This is a genomic window from Flavobacteriales bacterium (assembly GCA_020635395.1).
In the GTDB taxonomy this organism is placed as follows: Bacteria; Bacteroidota; Bacteroidia; order NS11-12g; family UBA9320; genus UBA987.
The window spans coordinates 139,747-152,365 of sequence record JACJZV010000002.1; the positions used below are offsets into that span (position 1 = coordinate 139,747).

At 38.6% G+C, this 12,619-nt stretch carries 10 protein-coding genes and 1 tRNA gene; 7 read left to right on the forward strand and 4 right to left on the reverse strand.

Annotation, left to right across the window (positions count from 1 at the left end):
- Positions 1 to 111: 111 nt before the first annotated feature.
- A complete protein-coding gene (locus tag H6607_06875) occupies positions 112 to 852 on the forward strand; it encodes a PorT family protein (protein MCB9262081.1) in 741 nt (246 codons plus the stop codon).
- Positions 853 to 907: 55 nt separating this feature from the next.
- On the opposite strand, the gene H6607_06880 is transcribed toward H6607_06875, so the two are convergent.
- A complete protein-coding gene (locus tag H6607_06880; protein MCB9262082.1) occupies positions 908 to 1,396 on the reverse strand; it encodes a RecX family transcriptional regulator in 489 nt (162 codons plus the stop codon).
- A gap of 168 nt (positions 1,397 to 1,564) precedes the next feature.
- Here H6607_06880 and H6607_06885 point away from each other — a divergent pair, with 168 nt between their 5' ends.
- Positions 1,565 to 4,033 (forward strand): bifunctional UDP-N-acetylmuramoyl-tripeptide:D-alanyl-D-alanine ligase/alanine racemase, encoded by a 2,469-nt coding sequence (locus H6607_06885; protein ID MCB9262083.1) that lies wholly within the window; start codon positions 1,565 to 1,567, stop codon positions 4,031 to 4,033.
- 3 nt (positions 4,034 to 4,036) lie between these two features.
- Here H6607_06885 and recJ read toward each other — a convergent pair whose 3' ends face one another.
- Positions 4,037 to 5,746: a single-stranded-DNA-specific exonuclease RecJ gene (recJ, locus tag H6607_06890; protein ID MCB9262084.1), complete on the reverse strand. Its 1,710-nt coding sequence runs from the start codon at positions 5,744 to 5,746 to the stop codon at positions 4,037 to 4,039.
- Between the two features lie 17 nt (positions 5,747 to 5,763).
- Positions 5,764 to 6,684 carry a sugar kinase gene (locus tag H6607_06895; GenBank protein MCB9262085.1) on the reverse strand — a complete coding sequence of 307 codons (921 nt, stop codon included), beginning with the start codon at positions 6,682 to 6,684 and terminating at the stop codon, positions 5,764 to 5,766.
- A gap of 112 nt (positions 6,685 to 6,796) precedes the next feature.
- Here H6607_06895 and H6607_06900 point away from each other — a divergent pair.
- Positions 6,797 to 6,870, forward strand: a tRNA-Asn gene (locus tag H6607_06900).
- Positions 6,871 to 7,349: 479 nt separating this feature from the next.
- Positions 7,350 to 7,634 carry a T9SS type A sorting domain-containing protein gene (locus H6607_06905; GenBank protein MCB9262086.1) on the forward strand — a complete coding sequence of 95 codons (285 nt, stop codon included), beginning with the start codon at positions 7,350 to 7,352 and terminating at the stop codon, positions 7,632 to 7,634.
- A 56-nt stretch (positions 7,635 to 7,690) separates the two neighbouring features.
- Here H6607_06905 and scpA read toward each other — a convergent pair whose 3' ends face one another.
- Positions 7,691 to 10,681, reverse strand: coding sequence for a methylmalonyl-CoA mutase (gene scpA, locus H6607_06910; protein MCB9262087.1), 2,991 nt, complete (start codon positions 10,679 to 10,681; stop codon positions 7,691 to 7,693).
- A gap of 86 nt (positions 10,682 to 10,767) precedes the next feature.
- On the opposite strand from scpA, the gene H6607_06915 reads away from it, so the two are divergent.
- The 3 genes from H6607_06915 (at position 10,768) to H6607_06925 (ending at position 12,607) form a co-directional block, all read left to right on the forward strand.
- Positions 10,768 to 11,544: an enoyl-CoA hydratase/isomerase family protein gene (locus H6607_06915; protein ID MCB9262088.1), complete on the forward strand. Its 777-nt coding sequence runs from the start codon at positions 10,768 to 10,770 to the stop codon at positions 11,542 to 11,544.
- Positions 11,545 to 11,646: 102 nt separating this feature from the next.
- Positions 11,647 to 12,093: a DUF1573 domain-containing protein gene (locus H6607_06920; GenBank protein ID MCB9262089.1), complete on the forward strand. Its 447-nt coding sequence runs from the start codon at positions 11,647 to 11,649 to the stop codon at positions 12,091 to 12,093.
- A 52-nt stretch (positions 12,094 to 12,145) separates the two neighbouring features.
- On the forward strand, positions 12,146 to 12,607 hold the full coding sequence (locus H6607_06925; GenBank protein MCB9262090.1) for a DUF1573 domain-containing protein: 462 nt from the start codon (positions 12,146 to 12,148) through the stop codon (positions 12,605 to 12,607).
- The last annotated feature ends 12 nt before the right edge of the window (positions 12,608 to 12,619 follow it).

Here is a 12,619-nt window from a genome sequence, read left to right on the forward strand (position 1 = left end):
GCATTGTATCTTCTTCGGTTTTTATTGGCCGATAAATCATACCAAATTGTCAAATAGATACGTTTCAAAAATATATATTTGCAACGTTCAGACAGTTCATCGTAAATGATTATGAATACACTAAAAAAAGGATTTGTATTGGTAGCCGTAGGTTTGTTAGCCTTTTCATCGGCAAATGCTCAATGGTATGCTGGCCCACGATTGGGTCTAAATTATGCAAAAATGAGTTTTAACAACGGCGGCGAAAATAGATTTGCCCTCGGTTTTCATGGTGGAGCCACCGGCAGATTTCAGTTTACAAAACAGTTTTCGGCACAGGCAGACTTATTGGCATCTATTATGGGAAACACTAACGTGGTGGAAACAACTGCGGCAGGCACAACTACAACCATAGAAACCACTACATCACCATTTTATGTACAATTGCCTTTGTACATAAATTTTGAAAAACCTATTAAATCTAAACAACTTGTTCCATATAGAGTAAAAGAATCCGTGGTTTCTTTTCATTTGTATGGTGGCGGATATTTTGGCTATGCACTTTCATCAGCTCAAAGTACAACAACAACCATCAACGATGGAACGACAAAAACCACAACTACGGTTTCAGGCAATCTGGAGTCATCAACCTACAACCCCATAGATTTTGGCGTTATGCTTGGCACTGGGTTTTCGTTCAAATTAGACGAACACAATAAAAATAGATTCTATGTAGATTTGAGATATTTAATGGGTTTTTCTGATTATGATAAATCAAAAACTGGAACCGCCAGCAATAGTGCTGCTCAAATATCTTTTATGTTTTCAAGAAAAATTACTCAACGTATTTATACCAACAGACATAGATTTTAATAGAAATTATGTTTGAAAAAAAAGGCCGTTTCATTGAATTGAAGCGGCCTTTTTCCTACCTATCATTTTTAATCAATTGCCAAACCATTTCCGGTTCATAGCCTTTTACAATGCAATATCTTGCCACCTTGGCATTTTGTTCAAATTTATTTTTCGACAAATAATCTTTAGATTTTTTTGCAATCAATTTTTCAAGTGTTTTCAGATTATCATCATCAGATATTTCTTTTAAAGCCTTGTTGATACAGTAGTCGCTTATTCCTCGTAGTTTTAATTCGCGTTTTATTTTTTCTTTTCCCCAATTCTTTACGCGAAATTTCCCGCCGGCAAAGGCCACGGCAAACCGTTCTTCGTTCAAAAAATTTTGTTCAATTAACCGTGAAATCAACTCATTAACCTCCTCTGTTTTCAAACCAAAATCATACAATTTCGAACGAACCTCCTTATGACATCGCTCCTGATAAACGCAGTATTTTTGAATGGCTGCCCATGCTTCTACGTAGGATTTTGTTGCTTTTTGGGGTATATTTTCTTGGCCAAACATCGCTATTTTTTTTTTGCAAATGTAACAAAGCCACAAATAGCTCTACTTTAACACTTTTACCAAACACTTCTAAAAAGCCTCCACAAAAATCACATCTCCGCTCAAGTCAGTGCCGACGAAAATCTAATTCTCCAAGCATCTAATTATCTAATCAACTAATTTCGCACCATGCAGTATAGTCTCGCCACCATTTCAAAAATTGTCAATGCAAAATTGATTGGAGATGGCAATGTTATTATAGAAAATGTATTGACCGACAGTAGAGCCAAAACCAATCATTTAGCTTGCCTTTTTGCAGCGATAAGAGGAAATCAACACGATGGCCACCACTACATTCAACTTCAACAATCAAAAGGATTTTCCAACTTTTTGGTAGAGGAAATACCATTGGAAATAAACCTTCTAAATTGTAACTTTCTGATAGTAGGAAATGTGTTAAACGCTCTTCAAAAACTTGCACGCCACCACCGTCAAAATTTTACATTTCCTGTAGTGGGCATTGCCGGTAGCAATGGCAAAACAATTGTAAAGGAATGGAGCTATCAGCTACTTTACCCCCAACAAAACATTGTGCGAAGCCCCCGCAGCTACAACAGTCAAATTGGCGTACCACTTTCTGTTTTTCAAATGCAAACCACCAATCAGTTGGGCGTTTTTGAAGCCGGAATTTCTGAACCCGGAGAGATGGCTAAGTTGGAAGAAATTTTGCAACCCACCATTGGCATTTTCACCAATATTGGAGATGCCCATGCCGCTGGATTTATTAATGAAACAGAGAAAATTTACGAAAAGCTCATCCTGTTTAAAAACTGCAAAACCCTCATTTACAGAAGGGAGGAGAATATTTTAACAGAAATTATTGACCGATTTGTAAAAGAAAACAATATTGAATCTATAACGTGGTCAACAAACTCCAAAGCACTCATTTCGGTAAATTATTTTGAGTCGAAAAACAATCAATTGGAAGTTTTTGCAGAAGTAGGAACTCAAAAATACTCGTTCGAACTCCCTTTTTCGGATGAGGCCTCTTTTGAAAACGCCCTTCATGCTTGGGTATTGACATACGCCCTCAAAGCCGACCAAAGGCAAGTTATTCCTCAATTTCAACAATTGCATGCCGTTGAAATGCGGTTGAACCAGAAGGCCGGTAAAAACAATTGTATTTTAATCTCTGATTATTACAACTCCGACATTAAATCAATCGAAATTGTGCTGAATTGGGCTGAAAATAGGCACTCCAACGCCCAAAAAACTGTCATTTTATCTGATGTTGAACAAAGCAGTTTATCGAATCGAGATTTATTTACGGCCATAAATCAACTTTTGAAAAAACACAATTTTAGCAGACTAATAGGTGTAGGCAAAAACATATCAGCGTGTAGTTTTTTATTCGATCTTAAAGAGCAAACTTTTTACGCATCCACAAATGATTTAATGGAAAATTTTTCATCCTTTACATTTGAGAATGAAGCGATTGTGCTCAAAGCTGCACGTTCTTTTAAATTTGAGAAAATTGAAAAATTACTTCAACAAAAAGTACACAACACCGTGCTGGAAGTAAACCTGAATGCACTGCAAAATAATCTGAACTATTTCAAATCCATCATCGATCCCAAAACCAAAATTATGGCTATGGTAAAGGCCTTTTCCTATGGCAGCGGAGGTGATGAAATAGCCCATTTTTTTCAATTCAATCAGGTGGATTATTTGGGTGTGGCCTACGCAGACGAAGGCATTGAGCTGCGTAAAAAAGGCATTCATATACCCATTATGGTTATGAATAGCGATGAAGATTCGTTCGACACCATGCTCGATTATAAATTAGAACCTGAAATATACAGTTTCAGAAGTTTAGATTTGTTTGAGCAAAGCCTTGATAGAAAAGGAATAGAAACGGCCAAAGTGCATATAGAAATAAACAGCGGTATGCATCGGTTGGGTTTTGACGAAAACGAAATAACTCTGCTTTGCAAAAGACTAAAGCAAAATTCAAACATTGAAATTGCCTCAATCTTTAGCCATTTGGCAGCAGCCGAAGACAAAACGATGGATAGCTTTACCAAAAATCAAATAGCCATATTTAATCGATGCTATTATTCACTGGCAGAGGCAATTGGTTATACGCCCGTTAAGCATATCGCCAACTCGGCAGGAGCTATACGTCATAAATACGCACAATTTGATATGATACGGCTGGGAGTTGCATTGTACGGTTTTTCTCCAAGCACGCAGTCAGACAAAAAAATTGAACCCATAAGCACCTTAAAATCATTCATTTCGCAAATAAGAATTATTAAACCGCATGAAGGAATTGGCTATGGAAATTTGCAACCTGCACCCTATCAACGAAAAATTGCCGTTGTGGCCATTGGTTATGCCGACGGACTCAACCGATTGCTCAGCCGGGGAAACGGATATTTTATGATTAATGGCCAAGAAGCCCCCATTGTGGGCAATGTTTGCATGGACATGACCATGTGCGACGTTTCAGAAATAACCTGTGAAGAGGGTGATGAAGTGATTGTTTTTGGAAAAAAACCAACCATTACCGAGCTTGCCAACAAAATTGGCACTATTCCTTATGAGATTTTAACTTCCGTTTCGCAGCGAGTTAAGCGGGTTTATTCGGAGGAGTGAGTCCTATTCCACCACCCGAATATCCTTAACCATCAATTGCAAATTTCGGTTTCCGTTAAAAATATTTTCCTCAATGGTGTATAGCATATCAAACGATTTCCCGTCCTTAATCAGGGGGTAAAGTTGCCCAAAACCAAAAGCAGTAGCACCAATAGCTTGGTTACAATCGGCCGATATCACATTCATTTTTAGGTGATTATGCCCCTCCCCCATTGTTCGGGCGTTGCCGGTATCTTGCACTTTTTTGGTTAAAAAAACAGGTTTCATGTTTTGCGGGCCGAAAGGTGCAAAACGGTTGATATTTTGGAAAAGAGATTCGCCGATGCTCGCTAAACTTATTTCCGATTCGTATAAAATAACCGGAGTTAAATCCTCTTCGGTTAGTGAAGATGCTTGCTTTTCAAAAGCCTCCATAAACTTTTCTAAATGTTCGGGCAATAAAGTTAAACCCGCAGCAAACTTATGTCCGCCAAATTTTTCCAAATATTCCGAGCAATTAATCAAGGCTTCATGTATGTCAAAATCAGCCACAGAGCGGGCTGAGCCAACATATTTCCCACGAGATTTTGTTAGAACAATGGTGGGTTTATAATGGGTTTCAATCAATCGGCTTGCTACAATGCCCACCACGCCTTTGTGCCAATCGTTTCCGGCCACCACTGTAGTTTTTTTGTTTTTGTAATGTTCATCCAGAGCCAAAAAATCGAGTGCCTGATGGGTGGTTTCAGTATCTAATTTTCTGCGAAGCGTGTTATATTCATTCAGATTTTGGGCTAATTCTTCCAAATCGAGAGACATGTCGGCCAACAACAATTGTACGGCCACCGTGCCATTAGCCATTCTTCCGGCGGCATTGATGCGTGGCCCAATCATAAACACCACGTTCGTGATATCAATGCTGCGGTTTTGCATAAATTTTTGCATAATTATTTGCAAACCTCGGCTCGGATTTTCAGATAGTTTTTTTAACCCCACACTGGCTAATATTCTATTTTCGCCTGTTATTGGCACCAAGTCCGATGCAATACTTACAGCTACTAAATCCAAGTAATCATAGGCCATTTCCATGGGGCAATCCCATTTTATGCACAATGCTTGAATTAATTTAAACCCCACACCACAAGCCGACAACTCTTTGTATGGATATCTACAATCGGGCTGTTTAGCATCGAGCACTGCTACCGCCACCGGAGTGTCCTCCCCTGGTTCATGATGGTCGCAAATCACAAAATCTATGGAATTGTCCTTGGCTTTTTTAACCAATTCAACCGAGCGAATACCACAATCGAGTGTTATGATTAGATTTACTTTCTTTTCTATTGCCAAATCAATAGCCAACTCTGAAACGCCATAGCCTTCCGTTTCTCGGTTCGGAATATAGTATTCAATATTTGGAATAAACTGCCGCAAGAAACCAAACATCATTGCAACGCTTGTGGTGCCATCCACATCATAGTCACCATAAACCCATACCTTTTCGTCATTGTTCAAAGCTTGGTCAATCCTTTCTACAGCCTTTTGCATATCCTTCATCAAAAAAGGGTCGTGCAAATGGGCAATATCCGGATTAAAAAACGCTCGAGCATCATCAACCGAAGCGATTCCGCGATTTAAAAGCAGCGTTGCATAAAAATGATTTACTGTTAGCTTTTCAGAAATTGAATTGATGTACTCCGGAGAGTATGAGGCTGATTTTTTCCAAATGTTTGGCATTCTATTTTGGGTTATTATCAGATTGAAATATCTACCATAGAAAGGTTTACAAACGATTCAATACGCGATTGTATTTCCCTTTCTGTCAAACCAATCAATCTTTCTGTTCCAAATTTTTCAACGCAAAAAGAAGCCATGGCAGAACCGTGGATAACCGCTCTTTTCATGTTTTCAAATGAAATATCGTCTGTCTTTGCCAAATAGCTTATAAAACCTCCTGCAAAAGAATCTCCAGCACCCGTTGGGTCAAATACTTCCTCTAATGGTAAAGCAGGAGCAGAAAAAACATTATCGCCATGAAACAACAATGCCCCGTGTTCTCCTTTTTTTATTACTAAATATTTCGGCCCCATATTTCGAATAATTTTACTAGCCTTTAACAAACTGTATTCCCCACATAGTTGTCTAGCTTCCTCATCATTAATGATCAAAACATCCACTTTTTCCAGTGTCTTTTTTAAATCTTCAAGGGCAATATCCATCCAAAAATTCATGGTATCCATTGCAATAAGTTTTGGCCTGTTTTTCAGACGCTCAATAACCGTTAATTGCACTTGTGGTGATAAATTGCCTAACATTAAATACCTGCAATCCTGATAATTGTCTGGAATAATAGGGTCAAAATCACCCAAAACATTGAGTTCGGTTACCAAAGTGTCGCGGCTATTCATATCGTTATGATACCGTCCACTCCAAAAAAATGATTTTTCGCCCATTTTTCGTTGCAAACCTTCTGTATTAACACCCATGTTTCCCAACAAATCGACATGCTCTTGTGGGAAATCCTCGCCAACTACCGCCACAAGATTCACAGGTTTTACCCTATAGCTTGATACCATTGTGATGTATGTTGCAGCTCCCCCAATAATTTTATCTGTTTTACCAAAAGGGGTCTCAATAGCGTCAAAAGCCACACTTCCTATTACCAATAAACTCATTCTTTTTTTTCGGCAAAGATGCACCAAAAAAATCTCATAAATTTTTTATCAAAAAAACATTTGCAAATTACCGAAAAGATTATTTTTGCACCTCCTTAAAAAAGGATGACACGCCTCATTAGCTCAGTTGGTTAGAGCGACGGACTGTTAATCCGCAGGTCCCTGGTTCGAGCCCAGGATGGGGCGCGAAATCGCCCGATGCGTGGAGATTAAAAAAGCGACTTTCAGTCGCTTTTTTTGTTTATCTGATTTTGGTTTTTTCAAACCCAATTTCTGATTCTTCCGCTTTTAAGGTGAAAATTCTTTTGTAAATACAAGGTTTCACAATGGTTCTACAGAAAATAATAAATCAAACCCTTGCACCACATAGTTTAAAATTTCTAACCTCAACTTTGACTTCTAATCCAATCAAAACTAATGCATTATGCATTTCATTCCATTATTGCACGCACAAAATTCAACTAAAATAGACAAAAATGGAGTACCTGTTTGAGCAAACAAAGGGTACTGACATACCCAAATTAGGCTGTTAATAGTATTTCAGATAATAAATTTCAAATTATTACAGGATTTTTATTGTTTTGGCACAATATTTTGTTGTACTTTTGAAAAGTATAATTGTTATGAAACAAAATCTACTCATACTCTTTTTATCCATTGGATTAATGTCTTTTCAGATCAACTTTGGTTCTGAAAGCACTTCTGGTGATTTGAAATTAGGTCAAAACTACCCTAATCCGGCAATTACCTTGACGTATATTGATGCTAAATTTATTGGCGAAGGAACGCTTACGGTTTATAATGTGGTTGGGAAAATTATTGAAGAACGCACTGTTAATTCTGGTATTATATCTATTGATGTGAGCAGTTACAACGAAGGCGTTTATCTTTATACCCTTGAGGCGAATGGAGAGAAACTTACGAAGAGAATGACAGTTAAGAAGCCTTAGACGATTTTTTAATAATAAAAAAGGCCGATTCAATGAATCGGCTTTTTTATTTAGTCTTACATGATTTTTTCCAAAATTTTGATTGCCGCAAGGCTGAGGATAGTGCCAGGACCAAAAACAAATGTGACCCCTGCATTATACAAAAACTTATAATCCTTTTCCGGAATTACGCCACCTGCAATAACAACAATATCATCTCTACCATATTTCTTTAGTTCTTCAATAACCTGTGGTATAAGCGTTTTATGGCCAGCAGCCAAACTAGAAACACCGAGTATGTGTACATCATTTTCTACAGCATGTTTTGCAACTTCTGAGGGAGTTTGAAACAAAGGACCGATATCGACATCGAAACCCAAATCTGCAAAACCGGTGGCAATTATTTTTGCCCCTCTATCGTGACCATCCTGCCCCATTTTGGCCACCAAAATTCGAGGTCGTCTGCCGTGCTCAACGGCAAATTCATCTGATTTGGCAACAGCCATAGCAAAATGTTCATCCATCTTCATTTCTTTTGAATACACTCCATGAACCCCGATTGTTTTAGCTACGTATCTCCCAAAAACGTCTTCCAGCACCTGACTAATTTCACCCAGGGTGGCTCTTAGTTTTGCTGCTTCTATGGCCGCCTCCAATAGGTTTCCTTCAGAGGTCAAAGCCACATTTTTCAACGATTGCAACGCCCCTTGCACTTGCTTTTCGTCTCGCTCCGATTTAAGCTTGTTCAATCGAACAATTTGACTATTTCGAACCTCGTCATTATTAATTTCTAAGATATCGAACTTCGACTTTTTGTCGGTGGTATATTTGTTTACCCCAACAATCACACTTTCCATTGAATCAATATTGGCCTGTTTTTTGGCCGCAGATTCTTCTATTCTAAGTTTGGGCAACCCTTTCTCAATGGCGTAAGACATTCCTCCTAATTCTTCAATCTCCAAAATCAAACTCCACGCCTTATAGGCCAATTGGTCGGTTAAATATTCAACATAGTAGCTGCCTCCCCACGGGTCAATTACATCTGTCAAATTGGATTGTTTTTGCAAATAAATTTGAGTTTCGCGTGCAATTTTTGCTGAATAGTCTGTTGGTAGGGCAATGGCCTCATCAAAAGAATTGGTGTGCAAGGATTGAGTTCCGCCCATTACAGCAGCTTTGGCTTCAATGGCTGTTCGAATTATATTGTTAAACGGATCTTGCTCGGCCAAACTCCAACCACTTGTTTGGCAATGAGTTCTTAGAGCCAGTGATTTCTCGTTTTTGGGGTTAAATTGTTTCATCATTTTAGCCCACAAAAGCCGACCTGCTCTCAGCTTGGCAATTTCCATAAAATAATTCATGCCTATACCCCAAAAAAAACTGAGTCGGGGTGCAAAGTCATCAATATCTAAACCTGCATTGATGCCAGTTCTAACATATTCTAAACCATCGGCTAATGTATAAGCCAACTCAATGGCCGCATTGCCGCCCGCTTCTTGAATATGATACCCACTTATGCTGATTGAATTAAATTTCGGCATTTTTTGTGAGGTATATTTAAAAATATCACTCACTATTCTCATGGAAGGTTTTGGCGGATAGATATAGGTGTTTCTAACCATAAACTCTTTCAAAATATCGTTTTGAATAGTTCCTGACAATTGGTTTATTGAAACCCCTTGCTCTTGAGCCGCCACGATGTAAAAAGCCATTATGGGAAGCACTGCACCATTCATAGTCATTGAAACAGACATCTCGTTTAACGGTATTCCGTTAAACAAAATTTTCATATCTTCTACTGAATCAATTGCCACACCGGCCATACCCACATCGCCCACCACACGCGGGTGGTCGGAATCATAGCCTCGATGCGTTGCTAAATCAAATGCAACTGAAAGCCCCTTTTGGCCTGCAGCCAAATTTCTCCTGTAAAATGCGTTCGACTCTTCGGCAGTGCTAAATCCTGCATACTGCCTGATGGTCCATGGCCGAATGGTGTACATTGAGCCATAGGGTCCTCTTAAAAATGGGGGAATTCCTGCTGCAAAGCAACTATTTTCAGATCTATCCGTTTCGGAATACGCATTATACACAACGATTCCTTCGTCAGAAACATAGGACGCTCTATGTTTATTCAACTCGTCATTATCTGAATTAATTTCTGTGGATTGCAGTAACTGGTTGCATAGATAATCCACAAGATATGAACCTTTAACAGCATCTTTTACCGCACCGAGGTGGCTTTCGTTTCTCAAAATTAATGACACATTTCGAGTAAGTCTTAATGCTGACTCATCGTGGTTATGACTATTACTTACATCAAGATACAATAAATTTGCACCACCCAAAATTGCAGCTAAGGCTGTAATTGTTTGTTGCAAAACATTTTCATGAAAATTGGAGCCACTTGCCGAACAAACCGCAGTAATTGTTGGGCATCTCCCCTCAAAAAGCGTCTCCATAGCTATCCGAATGCTTTTTATTCTTGCAATTTCATAAAAGAAATTTTGGCTGAGATTCAATTCAATATTGAGCCAATTTTCAGGATTATTCTTCCCCCTATTTAAAATTTCCTTTTTAAAATTAGCTACTCTTTCCAGCAAATATCTTATCTCACTCTCTCCAACTATGTTACTATTGGAATTGATTATAGAAAATAGGTTGACCGGTTGGATATAGTTTGCTACAATGTTTAAATTTCTTGAAGTTGGCTTTATATTACAAATGTCTCCTACACTATAAACCGCGTCTGTTGGCAAATCCGAGCCGAGTCCATACCATTGGTTTTCAACCCCATTTTTAGTGTCTGATGCCCAAAAATCGACCCCTTCAATGGATGTGAAAGAATCATTTACCGGATTTAAAACCAATTTCCAATTATTTGGAAAAGTTTGAGCATGTTGCACACAACCCACATCTTTGGCAGTATAAAATGGCTTTATTGGCACGCCAAACCAGTCTTTGTGCAGAGTTTCAAGTCTATTACCCTTCAATTCTTTTTCTATAACAGAAAGCCAACTTTCAGCCTCTGGAAAATCAAATTCTTCAAAATCAAGCGTCTTTTTCATTAACCGCAAAAGTATAAAACGAACTCTAATGAAATTCCAGACTTTTATCAATGGCGACAAGGATTATTTTTGCGGCAAAAAAAAGCATGGTGTACCAGTTTATAGAAACAGAACTAAAAAATCATTACCTTACCATAAGCATAAACCGCGAGGACAAAATGAATGCCTTGAATTCAGTGGTTTTGCGAGAAATAAAAATGGCCATTACTGTGGCCGAGACCAACGACGAGGTGTTTGGCATTTTGATAACTGGCAAAGGCCAAAAAGCCTTTGCAGCCGGAGCAGATATTGCCGAATTTAAGGACTTTGACATTTCTGAAGGAACCAAACTGAGCCGCGATGGGCATGATGTAATGAATACATTAGAAAATTGCAAAAAACCAACCATTGCCGCAGTGAACGGATTTGCTTTGGGCGGAGGATGCGAACTTGCCATGGCCTGCCATCTCAGAGTGGCCTCATCAAATGCCAAATTTGGCCAGCCAGAGATTAATTTGGGACTTATACCGGGTTATGGTGGCACCCAAAGATTGGTGCAGTACATTGGCAAAACCAAAGCCACCGAACTTTTGATTACAGGAGATATGATTTCTGCAGATGAAGCATTTAAGCTCGGTCTGGTAAATTATGTAGTAGAAACAGACCAATTGTTTGATAAATGCTACGAAATTTTAGACAAAGTGTCTAATAAATCGCCACAAGCTGTCTCGGCCATTTTTGCATGTGTTAGTGATTATTTCAACTCTGACAAAAACGGCATGAATTCAGAAATTGAGAGCTTCGGAAAACGATTTCAAACCACCGATTTTATTGAAGGAACAAACGCATTTGTAGAAAAAAGAAGGGCTAACTTTAGAAAGTAATATAGCCTAAATGTCAATTTTGGCACAACGTTTGTTTATTACAGCCTGACTTTTTAACTTTGAAAGTCGATTGAAAAAATTTATAAACGATAAAATAAAGAAATGAAACGATTATTAATTACCCTTTTGGTGGCAGTTGGATTTGTGGCTTACACAAATGCCCAAAATAAAACTGTTACTTTACAGAATGATGCCGTTGCGAAAATTGAATTCAAATCTACAGAGCACAACTTTGGTGATGTAAAACAAGGAAAACCAGTTACCGCCAAGTTTGTGTTTACAAACACAGGTAACGCCCCATTGGTTTTAACTCCGCCCAAACCTTCGTGTGGTTGCACTACTGCATCCTACACAAAAGAACCAATTCCTCCTGGGGGAACTGGTGAAGTAGTAGCTACCTACAATGCTGCCTCTCCCGGCACATTCCAAAAAAGTGTAGCCGTTAGATATAACGGGGCCGAAGGGGACAATGCAGTATTCCTCTATCTTAAAGGAAATGTAGTTGCCACCCCTCAAGAATCTGCTCCTCCTGTTCAAGTTGCACCATAATTTTAACAATTAGTTTTAAAAAATTAGAAAAATGAAATTTACAAAAATTACAATGATGTTGTTAATAGCCTTTGTAAGCGTAAGCACCGCAATGGCTCAAACAGAAGAAAAACCTCAGTTAAATCTTGTTAGCGAAGGACAACCTAAATTGGTTTTGGCTGAGACTGAACACGATTTTGGCACTATTACTCAAGGTGATGTTGTTAGTCATACCTTCAAATTTGTAAATGAGGGCAAGGCACCTTTGATTATTTCTAGCATCAGCACTCCATGCGGTTGCACAACCCCGAAATTTCCACAGAATACTCCTATTGCTCCAGGTGAAAGTGGTGAGATTGTAGTAAGTTTTAACTCTGCTCACAAATCTGGCCCACAACCTAAAACTCTTGTTATTTCTCACAACGGAGAAGAGCCAATCAGTATTAGCATTACAAGCTATGTGAATGTTCCAAAAGTGGAGCCTGCTGTTCAACCAGAGCAGCACCCAGCAGAACAACCTGCTAAAGCACAATAAATTAGCATAATT

Bases quoted from the DNA above. Each gene is read 5' to 3' on its own strand.
- H6607_06875 (MCB9262081.1), top strand. From the start codon at position 112: ATGAATACACTAAAAAAAGGATTTGTATTGGTAGCCGTAGGTTTGTTA.
- H6607_06880 (MCB9262082.1), bottom strand. From the start codon at position 1,396: ATGTTTGGCCAAGAAAATATACCCCAAAAAGCAACAAAATCCTACGTA.
- H6607_06885 (MCB9262083.1), top strand. From the start codon at position 1,565: ATGCAGTATAGTCTCGCCACCATTTCAAAAATTGTCAATGCAAAATTG.
- recJ (MCB9262084.1), bottom strand. From the start codon at position 5,746: ATGCCAAACATTTGGAAAAAATCAGCCTCATACTCTCCGGAGTACATC.
- H6607_06895 (MCB9262085.1), bottom strand. From the start codon at position 6,684: ATGAGTTTATTGGTAATAGGAAGTGTGGCTTTTGACGCTATTGAGACC.
- H6607_06905 (MCB9262086.1), top strand. From the start codon at position 7,350: ATGTCTTTTCAGATCAACTTTGGTTCTGAAAGCACTTCTGGTGATTTG.
- scpA (MCB9262087.1), bottom strand. From the start codon at position 10,681: ATGAAAAAGACGCTTGATTTTGAAGAATTTGATTTTCCAGAGGCTGAA.
- H6607_06915 (MCB9262088.1), top strand. From the start codon at position 10,768: ATGGTGTACCAGTTTATAGAAACAGAACTAAAAAATCATTACCTTACC.
- H6607_06920 (MCB9262089.1), top strand. From the start codon at position 11,647: ATGAAACGATTATTAATTACCCTTTTGGTGGCAGTTGGATTTGTGGCT.
- H6607_06925 (MCB9262090.1), top strand. From the start codon at position 12,146: ATGATGTTGTTAATAGCCTTTGTAAGCGTAAGCACCGCAATGGCTCAA.